Raw genomic sequence first — 15,640 nt, 5'->3', positions numbered from 1 at the left:
CGATGCCCGTCGCGCGCGGCCAGGACGTCGATCTGGACCGGGCGGTGGCGGAGTTCGGTAGGTTCTGTCGTGCCTCGCTGCCTTCCTCGGAGGACTGGCTGCTTCTCGACGGGGAGATCCCAGCTGGCACGCGGATTGAGATCGGCGAGTATGTGCTGGAAGCGCTTTCGGATGAGGAGACGAAGCAGCTGCTGCCGCCCATGTACGCCGTGATGCCGTCAGCTCCGGCCAGCTGGCAGAACGCGTCCGTCCTCAAGGGCGCTCCGTTCCTTCGGCGGGTGGTCCCGGATCGGCCCCTGCGCAGCGGTCACCGGTTTCCACTTCTGGAGATGCCGTCATGTCCCGAACTCCACCACTGGCGTCCGCTACTGCCCATGCTGCTGTGGAGCGATGATGTCATCAGAATGAATGCCTGGTTCATCGTCGAGCCGGGACGGTGCGCGGATCTGTACGCCCGCTCTGTGCCGGTGGTCCCGGACATCTATGCCACCGGCGACGGTCAGGAGATCGAGTACGAACGGCGAGAGACGGGGCTGTGGCGGCTGACGGGTCGGGACATTTCCCGGCTCGGCGCTTTCTGCGCGGCCGTCGACGGCTTGATCGGCGCGGTGCTCGAGGGCGCCAACGAGAAGAACAAGAAGGCCAAGACTCGGACACGGCGCCTGCAGCGCGCCGCCGAGCACCTCCTGCGGGCCGCCCACCGCACCTACGGCAATGATTTCGTGTGGGAGGAGGACGCAGACGAGGTCACGCTGCACCACGTGATCGCCATGGAGGCGCTTCTGGCGGACGCAGGGCAAACCGATCTCAGCCGCAAGGTGAAGCAGCGGGCCGCGGCTTTGTGGATGACCGATGCGCTGCGCCTTGAGGTCGCCGAGGTGGTTGGCAGGGCGTACGCGCGCCGCTCGAAGTACGCCCACGGAGACGACACGCGTGACATCGATGCGAAGGAGCTGGAGATGCTGCGCCGCGTCGCGCACGGCGTCATGCTGCGTTGGCTGGTCACCACAGTGCCGACCGGGCTGGATCTGCCGCTGGAGTTGGACAAGACCTTGCTGTCAGACACCGCCCGCGCTGCCGTGGTGATGGAGCCGTTGCGCGCGTTCTTCGACGCGGCTTCTCCTGCCCTGCTGCCCTCGGACGCACAGCGGCTTCGAGCCACGTAGGGGCAGTCAGTGTGCCCCTACGGTTACGGCCTCGCGGCAGTCTGCTTGGCCTGCTTGCCGGCGCGGACCAGTGCGATGGCACGCGCCCGGAACTCTTGAGGATAGGGGCGAGGCATGACTGCCAGCCTTCCGCGAAGGGCTTTCAGGTAGCCACCAGAACTGGAACCCGAGACATGGGGCAGGCCAAACCTGTCACCCAACCTTGCAGCAGACCCGACCCTAGTGACCGCAGTAGCGGGAAGCGGTGCAAAGCCAGCAGTCGAGGGTCGGCGTGGCGCCTCAGTCACCGCTACATGCCACTATAACGCGTCACATGAGGAGATGGGGGGCGACGATAGTCATGAGGTACGGCCAGAGGCAGGCGGACAAGCTCGATGAGACGATGCTCGAACTGCTGCTGCCGATGAGCGCGGTGGAGTCACTGGGGCAGTGGCTAGCCGACCCGGAGCGCGGCCAGCGGTACGCGAACGGAAGTGGCCCTCACACCATCCCGTACGCGCCATCCACCTGGATGGCCGTAACACCCTGGCCCACCGCCTTCGCCGACCGGGCGGCGGCCGATTCGGCCTCGGTGAGCCGAGCCGAAGTCGTGGCCGCGGTCCGGGCCGCGGAGCAGTCCGAGAGCTGGGCAGAGGCGTTCGTGGCCACGCAGGTGTGGGGCTACGGTGTTACGGGCTACGGTCCGTACCGCACTCGTCAGGTGCTCGCCCAGCCCAGCGCTGAGGCCGTCCTCACCGAGGCGGTGTCCCTGCTCGTCGACGAGGGCGCGGTCGCAGCCTACGAGGTGCTACACACTCTCGATGGCCTCGGGCCGGCGTTCCTCACCAAATTCCTTTACTTCGCGGGCCAGGCGCTGCCAGACGTGAAGGGCCCACGTCCCCTGATCCTCGACAGCGTGCTCGCCGGGATCCTGCGCAGGCACGCCACGAAGGTTGGACGTGCGGATGGCTACGAGTGGTCCGAGGCGATCGCCAAGTGGATCTGGCGCGACAGCGGCTGGAGCTCCCACCGTTACGACGTCTACCTCCGGTGGATGTACGCCGCCAACGAGCGACTCGCGGCCGCGTCGATCGACTGGCCCGCAGCCCCAGACGTGCTCGAGCTGGCCCTCTTCAGCGCCGTTTGGGACCTGGAATAGCCGTATCGCCGGTGTTCACCTTCTGAGGCCCGCTTGGTTCAGGTGCTTGCCCATGGCCGCAGCCAAGTCCCGAGGCCTCGAACGTCAGCAGACGATGACCGTCCACCTTGGAGATGGTCCCGCCAGGTGGTGTAGGGGACCAATCGCCGGAACCCGCAGATCGGGGCCGTGGCTATGTCGGGGTAGGCGTCCGGCCCGCCTCAGCAGGACGCCTGGCGGGCTGCCGCGCGGGGACGGCTGCACCGACGTCCGGCCGAGCCGCACGGATCGCCGCGACCAACGGGTCCAGGTGCGGATTGAACATGGGCCGATACTTCGTGGGCGGCGACTGCATCAACACGAACCGCACTTGCCGGTCACCGACGGGGACGTGGGACGCCGCCGTCACCGCCGCTCCTCGGACGTTGCTAGGCCACTTCGACGACAACTCTTCGTGCAGACTGACGGGTACTCAGACATATCTGACGCACCGTCAACCATGCAAGATCATCTTGCACGTGCGTTGCACAAGGCGCTGAAAAACAACAGTGATCAATGGAGGGTTGTGAAGGTGAGTACTCGCAGGTCAGCTGGCATGTTGAGGTGTCGTGCCCCTTGCCTCCAAGGGGCACGACATTGCGCCGGATCAGATGTCGCGGAAGATCTCGATCTGGGCGCCCACCGAGTTGAGGCGTTCCGCCAGGTCCTCGTAGCCGCGGTTGATGACGTAGACGTTGCGCAGGACCGAGGTGCCCTCCGCGGCCATCATCGCCAGGAGCACCACCACCGCGGGGCGCAGTGCCGGGGGGCACATCATCTCGGCGGCGCGCCAGCGGGTCGGGCCCTCCACCAGGACCCGGTGCGGGTCGAGGAGTTGGAGGCGGCCGCCGAGGCGGTTGAGGTCCGTGAGGTAGATCGCGCGGTTGTCGTACACCCAGTCGTGGATCAGCGTCTTGCCCTGCGCCACCGCCGCGATGGCGGCGAAGAACGGCACGTTGTCGATGTTCAGGCCGGGGAACGGCATCGGGTGGATCTTGTCGATGGGCGCCTCCAGCTTGGAGGGCCGTACGGTCAGGTCGACCAGGCGCGTACGGCCGTTGTCCGCCGCGTACTCCGCCGTACGGTCGTGGTCGAGGCCCATCTCCTCCAGCACCGCGAGCTCGATCTCCAGGAACTCGATCGGGACACGGCGGATCGTCAGCCGCGACTCGGTCACCACCGCCGCCGCGATGAGGCTCATCGCCTCGACCGGGTCCTCGGAGGGGGAGTAGTCGACGTCCACGTCGATGTTCGGTGTGCCGTGCACGGTGAGGGTGGTCGTACCGATGCCGTCGACCCGTACGCCCAGCGCCTCCAGGAAGAAGCACAGGTCCTGGACCATGTAGTTGGAGGAGGCGTTGCGGATGACGGTCGTCCCGTCGTGGCGGGCGGCGGCCAGCAGGGCGTTCTCGGTGACCGTGTCACCGCGCTCGGTCAGGACGATCGGGCGGTCCGGTGCCACCGAACGGTCGACCTGCGCGTGGTAGAGCCCCTCGGTCGCGGCGATGTCGAGTCCGAAGCGGCGCAGCGCGATCATGTGTGGCTCGATCGTGCGCGTACCGAGGTCGCAACCGCCCGCGTACGGCAGCCGGAAGGTGTCCAGGCGGTGCAGCAGTGGGCCGAGGAACATGATGATGGAGCGGGTACGGCGGGCCGCCTCGGCGTCGATCGCCTCCATGTCCAGCTCGGCGGCGGGCACGATCTCCAGGTCCACGCCGTCGTTGATCCAGCGGGTACGCACCCCGATGGAGTTGAGCACCTCCAGCAGCCGGAAGACCTCCTCGATCCTGGCCACCCGGCGCAGGACCGTACGGCCCTTGTTGAGGAGCGAACCGCAGAGCAGCGCCACGCAGGCGTTCTTGCTCGTCTTGACGTCGATGGCGCCGGACAGGCGGCGGCCGCCCACGACCCGCAGGTGCATCGGCCCGGCGTACCCGAGCGACACGATCTCGCTGTCGAGCGCCTCACCGATGCGGGCGATCATCTCAAGGCTGATGTTCTGGTTGCCACGCTCGATGCGGTTCACGGCGCTCTGGCTGGTGGCCAGTGCTTCGGCGAGCTGGGTCTGGGTCCAGCCCCTGTGTTGCCGGGCGACGCGGATGAGCTTGCCGATGCGTACGAGGTAGTCGTCTGCCATGGAGGCAGGCTATATCAGCTGTGAGATAGGAAGGGGGCCGGGGTGGGCCGTTGGAGTGATGCACCAGGTGCATGTCCGATGGTCGCCGCCCCGGCCCCGCCCCGCCACCGGGGTGCCGCCGGACGAGTCAGCTCTTCTTGGTCCGCGTGGTCTTGCGCCAGCCGAAGGGGCCCGGCAGGTCCATCGAGGTCGTCCTGCGCCCCGTGCTGCTCGACGTGTGCCGGGGCCCGTGCTTGCCGCCGCCGGTGGTGACGGACCAGGAGCGGCGGTTGATGTTGAGCCGCACCCCCGGCAGGATCCGGAAGCTCTTGCGGAATGTGATCGGCATCGTGCCGCCTCCTCGGTCTCGGACTCTGGCTGGGTCTGGGTCTGGGTCTGGCTGGGTCTGCGTCGTTGCTCGTGTCTCGGTCTCGGTCTCGGTGTCCGTGTGTCCCGTCCGCGCCGATGCATGCCACCCCGACGCGGCCGGAACTTCCGCGGGGTGACGTCGCGTCACCGGCCGCCGCCTCCGGCATTTCACGTTTTCCCGTGTGGTAATCACACCTTGGGTGCCGTGACGGCGCGCCGCGCCTGGCGCGTGTGTCCGTATGGGACGTTCAGAGCCGTTATGCGGTGGTGAGTTGACACCTGGTCAGCACCCTTGACACCCCCAGGGGCGGCTCATAGTCTCCACGCCACGGAATTCACGTTAGATTTCACATCCCGACGTGGTCGTGTGCGCCGTCGCGGCGCTAAGGAAGGACGTGCTCGTGTCCGGTTCCCCGGCAGCGGACGCACGGACCCCGCGACCCGCCGACCCGGCGCCCGACCCGTCACCCGCCCCGCCGGCCGCCCTGCGCCCGTACGCGCTGCGGTGCGACCACCGCACCACCCCGCTCGGTACGGACCAGCCGGCGCCCCTGCTGTCGTGGCGGCTGGCGTCCGACCGGCGCGGCGACGACCCCGTCGCCTACCGGGTCAGGGTCGCCGAGCACCCCCGCGACCTGGCCGACGGCGGCCGGCCGCTCTGGGACACCGGGCGGGTCGAGGACCCCGACGCCGTCGGAGTGGTCTACGCCGGGCCCGCCCTGACGGCCCGTACGCGCTACCACTGGCGGGTCACCGTCTGGCCGGGCGGGACCTCGCCCGTACCCCCGCCCGCCGAGGACACGTCGTGGTTCGAGACCGCGATGACCGACGACCACGCGTGGACCGCCTCCTGGATCGCCCACGACCCCCGGCCCGTGGACGTCGTGGACGCCCCCACCGAGGGCGTCGTCGCCCTCGACCACCACGGCCTCGCCCCCTGCCCCACCCTGCGCCGCGCGTTCACCGCGTCGCCCCCGGCCCGCGCCCGCCTCTACGTCAGCGCGCGCGGCCTGTACGAGGTCCGGATCAACGGCGCCCGCGTCGGCGACGCCGAACTCGCCCCCGGCTGGACCGACTACCACCACCGCGTCCAGTACCAGACCTACGACGTCACCGACCTGGTCCGCCCCGGCGAGAACGTCCTCGCCGCGACCCTCGCCGACGGCTGGTGGAGCGGGTTCGTCGGCTTCGAACCACGCCGGGCCGGCGCCCACTACGGCACGTTCCCCCAACTGATCGCCGAACTGCACCTCACCGGCGCCGACGGCCGTACGACCAAGGTCGTCACCGACGACACCTGGCGCACCGCCACCGGCGCCGTCCGCCACGCCGACCTGCTCATGGGCGAGTGCCACGACCTGCGGTTCGCGGCCGACGGCTGGGACCGGCCCGGGTTCGACGACTCGGCCTGGTCGCCCGCCACGGTCACCGACACCGGCCACCGGCTGCTCGTCGCCTCGCCCGACGAGCCGGTCAGGGCCACCGCCACCCTGCTCCCGCGCACGGTCACCCGCGTCGCCCCCGGCGTGCACCTCGTCGACTTCGGCCAGAACCTCGCGGGGCGGGTACGGCTCCACGTCCCCGCCCTCGCTCCCGGCGAGCGCGTCGTCGTCCGGCACGCCGAAGTCCTCGACGGAACCGACCGGTTGTACACCGCGAACCTCAGGACGGCCGCCGCGACCGACGTCCTCGTCGGCGACGGCCGCCCGCACGTGATGTTCGAACCCCGCTTCACCTACCACGGCTTCCGCTACGCCGAGATCAACGGACTCCCCGACCTCGACCCGTCCGACGTCGTCGCCGTCGTCCTGCACAGCGACACCCCGTGGGCCGGCGCGTTCGACTGCTCGGACCCCGACATCCGGCGCCTGCACGACTGCGTCTCCTGGGGACAGCGCTCCAACTTCGTCAGCGTCCCCACCGACTGCCCCCAGCGCGACGAACGCCTCGGGTGGCTCGCCGACGCCCAGGTGTTCCTGCCCACCGCCGCCCTCAACGCCGACGTCGCCGCGTTCTTCACCAAGTGGCTGCGGGACGTGGACGACGCGCGCACCCCCGACGGCGGATTCACCAACGTCGCCCCGCGCCTCGCCGGGGTGGACGACGAGGGGGCGCCGGGCTGGGGAGACGCCGGGGTGATCATCCCGTGGCACCTCCACCGTACGTACGGAGACCCCCGCTTCCTCTCCCGCGCCCTCGCCGGGATGTGCGCCTGGGTCGACCTGATCCACCGTCACAACCCGGACCTGGTCTGGCGGAAGAGGGTCGGGCCGCACTTCTCCGACTGGCTCGCCCCCGGCACCCCCACCCCGCGCGACGTCATCGCCACCGCCTACTTCGCGCACAGCGCGAGGATCACCTCCCTGGCCGCGGGTGTGGTGGGGGAGCGGGAGACCGCACGGCGGTACGGGGAGCTGGCCGACGCCATCAGCGCGGTGTTCGCCGAGCGGTTCGTCACCACCGACCGGCCCGGCCCGGACGGGACCTCCGCCGGGAGGACCGACCCGGACGGCACCGACCCGGACCGCACCTCCACGGACGGGACCTCCACGGACGGCACCTCCACCGGCGCGCTCTCCCTGCGCATCGAGGGCGACACCCAGACCGGCTACCTCGTCGCCCTCGCCTTCGAACTGCTCCCCGACGACCTCGCCGACGCCGCCGCCCGCCGCCTCGCCGAACTGATCGAGAAGGCCGGACCCGCCCTCACCACCGGCTTCCTCGGCGTCGCCCTCGCCGCGCCCGTCCTCGACGCGTACGGCAGGGCCGACCTCGCGCACGCGCTCCTGCGCCGTACGGAACACCCCTCCTGGCTCTTCCCGCTGCGCCACGGCGCCACGACCGTGTGGGAACGCTGGGACGGCTGGACCCCCGACGGCGGCTTCCAGGCGGCCTCCATGAACTCCTTCAACCACTACGCGCTCGGCTCCGTCGGCGAATGGCTCTACCGCGGCGTCGCGGGCCTCGACCAGCACCCGGACTCCACCGGCTACCGGCACCTGCGCGTCCGCCCCCACCCCGGCGGGCTCACCCACGCCGGCGCCCGGTACGAGTCGGTGCGCGGCGAGGTCCAGGTCCGCTGGACCCGCGAGGACGACCGCTTCGAGCTGCGCGTCCAGGTGCCGCCCGGCGTCACCGCCGACGTCCGCGTCCCCACCACCGACCCCGCGTCGGTCCGCGAGTCGGACACCCGGATCGAGGACGGCCCGCACCTCATCCCGCTCGCCACCGCCCACGACCACGTCCTGTGCCGGGTCGCCTCCGGCACGTACCGCTTCACCAGTGTGTACACCGACACCGACACGTCCCCGACGGCCCGGCTCCCGCACGCGCTCCGCCAGGACCGGCGCCGACCGAGCCCGGCGGCGGCCTCGTTCGCCGGCACCCACGAGGAGGACACACCATGAGCACCGGCTCCCGCGGCCCCTTCGCCCGGCGTACGGTCAGCCGCCGGGGATTCCTCCGCATCGGTGGCGGGGCCGCCGCCGCTGCCGCGCTCCCCGGCCTCGCGGCCTGCTCGGGATCGGACTCCGGCACGGTACGGATCGTCGGCGTCACCGACCAGCAGAAGCCCCTCGACGAACTGCTGCCCGTCTACCGCAAGAGCCACCCGGACACCACGTTCTCCACCTCCTACGCCCCCACCGACCAGGTCCAGACCGTCGTACGGACCCAGCTCGCCGGCGGCAACGCCCCTGACGTGCACGTCCTGTTCCCCGGCAGCGGCAGCGCGATGTCCATGGTCGAGCTGGCGAAGGGCGGCCTGCTCACCGACCTCTCCGACCAGGCGTGGACCAAGGGCATCCCGGCGGGCTTCGACGCCGCGTACCGCAACGACGGCAAGACGTACCTCTACTCGGCGGGCAGCAGCCTCATCGGCGCGATCTACAACAAGAAGGCTTTCGCCGAGGCCAGGGTCTCCCCGCCCCGCACCTGGAGCGAACTGCTCACCGTCTGCGCCAAGTTGAAGGCCAAGGGCATCGTCCCCCTCGCCCTCGGCGCCCAGACCCCCTGGGTCACCCAGCTGATCACGTACGCGCTGGTGCCCAACGCCGTTTACGCGGACAACCCCCGCTTCGACGACGACATGGCCGCGGGACGCACCACGTTCGCCGACTCGGGCTGGGCCGACGCGATGGGCAAGTACCAGGAGCTCCAGCGCCGCGGCTTCTTCAACGACAACCCCAACGGCACCACCTTCGAGCAGCAGACCTCGATGGTCGCCGCCGGGAAGGCCGCGATGGCCGTCCAGGTCTCCGCCGTGCTGTCCATGTACCGCGAGGCCACCCGGACACCCCAGGACCTCGGCATGTTCCCCTTCCCCGGCGGTGAGGACCCCGCGAAGGCCTGGATCCCCGCCGGGATCGTCGTCGGCCTCGGCGTCGCCGCACGGGCCGACAACCAGGAGAAGGCGAAGGCGTTGATCGCGTTCCTCGGACAGCAGGAGAACATCAACCGGTGGGCCGCCGCCGTGTCGGCGATCCCCCTCACCCGGGACTCCACCACCACCATCGACCCGATACTGGCCGACTTCCTGCCCATCGTCGACGGCAACCGCGCCGTCCCCTTCATGGACCAGCGCTGGCCCAACGCCGAGGTCCAGCCCGCCCACTTCGCGGCCGTGCAGGACCTGCTCGCGGGCAAGACCGACGTCAAGGGAGCGCTCGGCCAGATGGACAAGGCCTACGGGGCGGACTCGTGAACTCCCCCTCGGAGACGACCACTTCGGACGGGAGCAGACCACCGGTCGCCGCCGGTACGACCGCCGGGACCGGCGGCCGGGACCCGGCCCGCCGGAAACGGGTCCGCCGCGACCAGACCGTACCGCCCTGGGCGTTCGTCGTCCCCGCCCTCGTCGTGTACGCCGTCGTCGTCCTCTACCCGAGCCTCGCCGGGGTCGTGTACGCCTTCACCGACTGGTCCGGCATCGGCGGCTTCTCCTTCATCGGGTTCGACAACTTCCGCACCCTGCTGGACGACGACCGCGCGCTGGAGTCCGTCGGCAACACACTGATGCTCACCGTCGCGGTCGTCGTCGTCCAGAACGCCATCGGCCTGCTCCTCGCGCTCGGTGTGAACACCACCATCCGCTCCCGGTCCCTGCTGCGGGTCATCTTCTTCGCCCCCGCCGTCGTCAGCCCGGTGATGGTCGCGTTCCTCTGGAAGTACGTCTACAACCCGGAGAACGGTGCGGGACTCAACGGCATCCTCGGCGCGATCGGCCTCGGCGGCCTGCGCCAGGACTGGCTGGGCAACCCGTCCCTCGCGCTGTGGTCCGTCGCCGCGATGGTGATCTGGCAGTACGCGGGCTACTCGATGGTCATCTTCCTCGCCGGCCTCCAGGGCGTCCCCGTCGAGCTCCACGAAGCGGCCCGCATCGACGGCGCGGGCACCTGGCAGCGCTTCCGGTACGTCACCTGGCCGCTGCTCGCCCCCGCCCTCACCATCAACCTGATGCTGTCGACCATCGGCGGGCTGAAACTCTTCGACCAGGTGTACGCCGCGACCAACGGCGGCCCCGGCACGTCCAGCGAGACGCTGTCGACCGTCCTCTACAAAGAGGCCTTCGTCTACGGCAAGTTCGGCTACAGCACCGCCGTCGCGCTGGTCCTCGCGCTGTTCGTCGCCGCCGTCTCCCTGGTCCAACTCCGCTACCTACGCGCCCGGGAGGTGACCGCGTGACCACCACCACGCTCGCGGGAAAGCCCGAACGACGGACGGAGGAGAAGCGCAGGAGGCGCCCCCGGTACGGGAGCTACGCCCTCGAACTCGGCATGGCCGTCGTCGCGGTCGTCTTCCTCTTCCCGGTGTACGCGCTGCTGACCCTCGCCCTCAAGGACCCCCAGCAGATCGCCGACTCACCCCTGTCGCTGCCCGCCCCGCCCACGCTCGGCAACTTCGGCGACGCCTGGACGTCCGCGTCCCTCGCCTCCGCCCTCGTCAACAGCGCGATCATCACCGGCTTCAGCCTGCTGCTGCTCATCGTCCTCGGCTCGACGGGCGCCTACTACCTGGCCCGCCGGGCGACGGGCCTCGGCTACGGGCTGTACGTGCTGTTCCTGCTGGGGATCGTCCTGCCCTTCCAGCTCGGGATGATCCCGCTGTACAAACTGGTCGACAACCTGGGCTGGCTCGGGACGTACCACGGCATGGTCCTCTTCTACACGGGCATCCAGCTGCCGTTCACGATCTTCCTCTACACCGGGTTCATCCGCGCCCTGCCGCCCGACTACGCGCAGGCGGCGCTCATCGACGGCTGCGACCACCGCCAGGCGTTCACCCGGATCGTCTTCCCGCTGCTGCGGCCGATCACCGGGACCGTCATCATCCTGAACGCCGTCTTCGTCTGGAACGACTTCTTCACCCCGCTGCTCTACCTGGGCGGTTCGGGCAAGGAGACCGTGCCCGTCGGTGTCTTCTCGTTCGTCGGCCAGTACGTGTCCGACTACGGGCTCGTCTTCGCCGGCCTCGTCCTGGCGGCGCTGCCGATCCTGGTGGTCTTCCTGGTGCTCCAGCGGTTCGTGATCAAGGGGTTCGCGGGTGGGCTCAAGGGCTGAGGGGGCGGGCGGCGCGGGACCGGATCCCGCGTCGCCCGCCGGTCTCCCCGCGCGGGTCGCGGAGATCCTGGCCGACCCGCCGCGCGCCTTCTCACCCACCGCGATCTGGTGGTGGAGCGGCGAACCGCTCGACCGGGCGCGGCTGCGGGCGCAGCTCGAACGCTTCGCGGAAGGCGGGGTGTTCCAGCTCGTCCTGCTCAACCTGGCACCGTCCGGGCCACTGTTCGGCTCCGACGCCGACGACCCGCCGTTCCTCTCCGACGCCTGGTGGACGCTGCTCGAAGGGGTCTGCGACGACGCCCGCGCGCTCGGGGTCAGCCTCTGGTTCTACGACCAACTGGGCTTCTCCGGGGCGGACATCCAGGCCCGGCTGGTCGACGGACGCCCCGCGTTCGCCGGCCGCCGCCTCGCCCGCGCGCGGGCCGTGGTCGACGGCGGGGGAGAGCTGCGCCTGCCGGCACCGGGCGAACCGCTCGCGGCGACCGCGCGACCCGTGGACGAGGAGGGCCGGGCCACGGGCCCCCCGATCCCCGTCCCGATCCCGAGCCCTCTCCCCGCGCCGGGTCCGGTGGTGGTACGGGCCCCGGACGGCCCGGGCCGCTGGCTCCTGACGCTCCACCACCACACGCCCCAGGGCTTCGACTACCTCGGCGCGGACGCGTGCGCCGCGCTCCTGGACGCCGTGCACGGCACCTTCGAACGGCGCCTGGGCGAACGGCTGGGGACGGTGGTGGTCGGCTCGTTCCAGGACGAACTGCCCTCGCTGCCCACCTGGTCGGCCGACTTCGCCGACACGTTCCTGCGGCGGCGCGGCTACGACCTCGCCTCCCGCCTGGACACGCTGTACGACGACGAGGGCGGCACCTCGGACCCCGACGTCCTGCGCACCCGCCGCGACTACCACCTCACCCGCGCCGAACTCGCCGAGGAGGCCTTCTTCCGGCCCCTCGCCGCCTGGCACGAGCGCCACGGCCTCCTCGTCGGCTGCGACCAGCAGGACCCCGCCCGTGCCGGACACCCGGTCGCCGGGGTCGAGTTGTACGCCGACTACGCCCGTACCCACCGCTGGTTCTCCGCCCCCGGGTCCGACCACCACGGCGATGCCCGGATCCACTCCTCCCTCGCCCACCTCTACGGCAGGCCCCGCACCTGGATCGAGGCGTTCCACTCCACCGGCTGGGGCGGCACGCTGGAGGAGACGTACGACTGGCTCCTGCCGTGGCTCCGCGCCGGCGCGACCCTCTACAACCCGCACGCCGTCTACTACACGACCAAGGGCGGCTGGTGGGAGTGGGCGCCGCCCGGCACCGACTGGCGCCAGCCCTACTGGCGGCACCACCGCGTCTTCGCCGACGCCGTGACACGGCTGTGCGCGATCCTGAGCCTGGGCAGCCACCTCTGCGACGTGGCGGTCCTCCTGCCGACCACCACCGCGCAGGCCGGCTCGGCGCTGGACGGGGTGTCGGCGGAAGCGGTACGGGCCCAGTCGACGTACCTCGAACTCGTCGGCGACATGTCCTGGTTCAGGACCCGGCCCGGCCTCCTGGACCGCCTCGGCCTGGACGCGGACGTCGTCGACGACGCCTCCCTGGCCGGGGCCCGGGTCCGGCCACCGGGCCCCGCCACCCCCGAGGCCCGCCTCCACATGGCGGACGAGGCGTACGCGGCGGTTGTCCTGCCCGCGTGCACGGTCCTGGAGGAGGAGACGGCCCGCCGCCTGATCGAATTCGCCACGGCGGGGGGCCGGTTGATCGCCCTGGGCGCCGTCCCCGAACTGATCCTGGGCCCGGAGGGCGAGGCCGCTCTTGAGGAGATGCGCGCCTGCTTCAAGGACGGCCGCGCGCTCTTCCTCCCCACGACGGACGCCCTGCGCACCGAACTCCACGGCCTGCTCCCTGAACTGGATCCGGAACCGGGGCCGGAACCAGGGCCGTTCGGGCCGCAGCCGCCCGAAGGGCCCGACCCCTTCGTTCCCGCTGTGCGCGCCACCGTCCCCGCGCTCGGGCGGCGCGTGGACGGGTCCACCGTGGTGTTCCTCACCGCCGGAGCGCCGCGCGCGACCCAGGCCGCCGTCGCCGCTCCCGACGAGCGCGGGGCGGCTCTCGGGTGGCTCGACGCCCGGTACGACTTCGATCCGGCCCGCTACGCCCGTACGGCCCGGGTCCGGGTACGGGACGCCGGGGGACCTGCCGTCCTGCTGGACCCGTTCGGCGGCGCGCCTCGCACCCTGCCGGTCCGGGTGGCCGCCGCCGACGCCCGGTCCGTGGAGGTCGAGGTCCCCTTCGACACGGGACCGGCGGCGCTGCTCGTCCTCCCGGCGACGGCGGTCGGATCGGGCGCCGGCACTCAGGTGCTCCCCGCGGACCTCGGACCTCCTCGGGAGGGGGACGAGCGGACTCTTGTGGAGATTCCGCCCGACGCGCCCTGGCACATGGCCCTCGTCCCCACCCTCGACAACACCTGGGGCGACTTCGCTCGCCCGGTCGGCGGTGGTCCCGCCCCCGTCACGACGTACCGCACTTTCCGCCACCGGGTGGAAGGGCCCGGCGAGGACGGCGTACGCGACGGATGGGCCCGCTCGCGTCGTGACGACCCGGACAGCGCGCGGGACGCGACCGCGCACGCCACCTTCGGGCCGCGTGCCGTCGTGGTCGGCGCCGACGGCGACCGTACTCCGCTCGTCTGGTCCGACGCCCTCGGTATCCACAAGGACCCGGTCCACCGCGCCGTGCTCGGCCCGAAGGGACACGTCCCCGAGGAGTTCCTGCACCTCGGACCGACGGCCGGGGGCACCACCGTCCGCGTCGAGGCCGAACTCCACCTGGACCGCGCCTTCGACGGCCACCTCGCCGTGGGTGCCGCCGCGGCCAAGTCCGCCCGCCTCGACGGTCGGGCCGTCGCCCTGGACGACAGCGGTCACCTGGCCCTTGGCCCGCTCCAGGCACAGGCGGGTCCGCATCTCCTCCAGCTCGACCTGACACCTAATCAAGACGCCGATCTGCGGGCGCACTTCGCGCTCGTCCACGACCCCCGCCGTTACCGCCGCCCCGAATGGATCCTCGCGGGGACCGCCGGCCGGGGCGCGGTGGCAACGACCGTTCGCCTCACCGCTGTTCCCGCCCGGGCGACCGTCCAGATCGCGTCCCACGGCTCCTGCGTCCTGCGGGTCAACGGCCATGTCGTCGGCAGGCAGGGCGGGTTCGACCCCTACACCGCCCACACCGTCCCGAGGGTGCGGCGGCACGACATCGCCCCGGCCCTGAGCGTCGGCGACAACACTCTCGTCGTGGAGTCGGCCCCCGTCGATCCGGCCGACCCGGCGGCCCCCGCTCCCGCCGTCCTGGTCGACGCGGTCCTCGACCACGCCGACGGCCGGGCCACCGGCCTGCACAGCGACGGCGGTTGGTGGTCCGAGCGGGCCGGCGCGCGTGTCCCCGTCGTCGTGTGCCGTGAGCAGTCCGGCGACCCCGCCGCGCTGTGCCTGCGCCGCAGGCCGCACCCCCTGCCCGGCGCCGCCTGGCTCGACGCGGACGCCGACGACGGCACGGTCGTGCCGCTCCGGTCCGCCGTTCCGGGCGAGCGGAGCGCGGTGGGGTGGCTGTGGTGCGAACTCCCCTCGGGGGTGAAGGAGTTGACCGTGTCCGTGTACGCCGCAGGGACCAGGGTCTTCGTCGACGGCCGCGAACACCCGGTGAGGGAAGCGGACCACGGCCCCGGCGGCGTCCGCACCCTGACCGTCGACCTGGCCCGGGAACCCTCCGCCGCCCCGCCGTCCGCCCCCAGGACCCTCGCCCTGCGGCTGGCGACCGGGCCGGGCCGCCGGGGCGGCGCCGCGCTGGCCGGGCCCGTACGGTGCGTGGTCGGCCCGGGAGTGATCCGTACCGGCGACTGGGAGGCCCAGGGCCTCGCCGAGTACAGCGGCGGAGTGCGCTACACGCGCGAGGTGACCCTGCCCGCGGACGGCGCGCGGGGCGGAGGACGGGTCGTGCTCGACCTCGGGCGGGTGCGGGGCACCGCCGAGGTGCGGTTCGACGGGGTGCCCGCGGGGGTACGGGTCTGCTCCCCGTACACGTTCGACGTGACGGACCTGGCGGGCCCCGGCCCTCACACCGTCGAGGTCACCGTCCTCGGCACCCTCGCCCCGCACCTGGACGCGACCAGCCCCACCCACTTCGTCTTCCCCGGCCAACGGGTCACGGGCCTGATGGGCCCCGTCCGACTCCTCGCCCGCCCAGGACCGCACGCGGACCGGCCAGGACCGGGCGCGCGCTGATCA

The 15,640-nt window shown here is 71.6% G+C and carries 9 protein-coding genes; 7 read left to right on the top strand and 2 right to left on the bottom strand.

Going from position 1 to position 15,640, the window contains the following annotated elements; all coding sequences use genetic code 11:
- Positions 1-2 precede the first annotated feature (2 nt).
- Positions 3-1,166 carry a HEPN domain-containing protein gene (locus HA039_RS07180; protein ID WP_167025472.1) on the top strand — a complete coding sequence of 388 codons (1,164 nt, stop codon included), beginning with the start codon at positions 3-5 and terminating at the stop codon, positions 1,164-1,166.
- A gap of 382 nt (positions 1,167-1,548) precedes the next feature.
- Positions 1,549-2,304 (top strand): 8-oxoguanine DNA glycosylase OGG fold protein, encoded by a 756-nt coding sequence (locus tag HA039_RS07175; protein ID WP_167025469.1) that lies wholly within the window; start codon positions 1,549-1,551, stop codon positions 2,302-2,304.
- Between the two features lie 625 nt (positions 2,305-2,929).
- Here the strand turns inward: HA039_RS07175 and HA039_RS07170 are convergent.
- Together HA039_RS07170 and HA039_RS07165 are read right to left on the bottom strand one after the other, a co-directional pair.
- Entirely contained in the window at positions 2,930-4,459 is a 1,530-nt protein-coding gene (locus HA039_RS07170) for a helix-turn-helix domain-containing protein (RefSeq protein ID WP_167025466.1), read from the bottom strand.
- 127 nt (positions 4,460-4,586) lie between these two features.
- A complete protein-coding gene (locus HA039_RS07165) occupies positions 4,587-4,787 on the bottom strand; it encodes a DUF4236 domain-containing protein (protein ID WP_167025463.1) in 201 nt (66 codons plus the stop codon).
- 421 nt (positions 4,788-5,208) lie between these two features.
- Here HA039_RS07165 and HA039_RS07160 point away from each other — a divergent pair, with 421 nt between their 5' ends.
- The 5 genes from HA039_RS07160 to HA039_RS33565 are packed head-to-tail and all read left to right on the top strand — an operon-like array spanning position 5,209 to position 15,637.
- Positions 5,209-8,214: an alpha-L-rhamnosidase gene (locus tag HA039_RS07160; RefSeq protein WP_167025459.1), complete on the top strand. Its 3,006-nt coding sequence runs from the start codon at positions 5,209-5,211 to the stop codon at positions 8,212-8,214.
- Positions 8,211-9,509 (top strand): extracellular solute-binding protein, encoded by a 1,299-nt coding sequence (locus tag HA039_RS07155; RefSeq protein WP_167025456.1) that lies wholly within the window; start codon positions 8,211-8,213, stop codon positions 9,507-9,509. Before HA039_RS07160 ends, HA039_RS07155 begins: the two co-directional genes overlap by 4 nt.
- On the top strand, positions 9,506-10,489 hold the full coding sequence (locus HA039_RS07150) for a carbohydrate ABC transporter permease (protein ID WP_167025453.1): 984 nt from the start codon (positions 9,506-9,508) through the stop codon (positions 10,487-10,489). Before HA039_RS07155 ends, HA039_RS07150 begins: the two co-directional genes overlap by 4 nt.
- Entirely contained in the window at positions 10,486-11,364 is an 879-nt protein-coding gene (locus tag HA039_RS07145) for a carbohydrate ABC transporter permease (protein WP_243869246.1), read from the top strand. The genes HA039_RS07150 and HA039_RS07145 overlap by 4 nt, the downstream gene beginning before the upstream one ends.
- Positions 11,348-15,637, top strand: coding sequence for a hypothetical protein (locus HA039_RS33565; RefSeq protein ID WP_208298558.1), 4,290 nt, complete (start codon positions 11,348-11,350; stop codon positions 15,635-15,637). Before HA039_RS07145 ends, HA039_RS33565 begins: the two co-directional genes overlap by 17 nt.
- The last annotated feature ends 3 nt before the right edge of the window (positions 15,638-15,640 follow it).

The organism is Streptomyces liangshanensis (assembly GCF_011694815.1).
Lineage (GTDB): Bacteria > Actinomycetota > Actinomycetes > Streptomycetales > Streptomycetaceae > Streptomyces > Streptomyces liangshanensis.
The sequence above is the reverse complement of the archived record's forward strand: the minus strand, read 5'-3'. Positions and strand labels throughout refer to the sequence as shown.

Bases quoted from the DNA above. Each gene is read 5' to 3' on its own strand.
- HA039_RS07180 (WP_167025472.1), top strand. From the start codon at position 3: ATGCCCGTCGCGCGCGGCCAGGACGTCGATCTGGACCGGGCGGTGGCG.
- HA039_RS07175 (WP_167025469.1), top strand. From the start codon at position 1,549: ATGCTCGAACTGCTGCTGCCGATGAGCGCGGTGGAGTCACTGGGGCAG.
- HA039_RS07170 (WP_167025466.1), bottom strand. From the start codon at position 4,459: ATGGCAGACGACTACCTCGTACGCATCGGCAAGCTCATCCGCGTCGCC.
- HA039_RS07165 (WP_167025463.1), bottom strand. From the start codon at position 4,787: ATGCCGATCACATTCCGCAAGAGCTTCCGGATCCTGCCGGGGGTGCGG.
- HA039_RS07155 (WP_167025456.1), top strand. From the start codon at position 8,211: ATGAGCACCGGCTCCCGCGGCCCCTTCGCCCGGCGTACGGTCAGCCGC.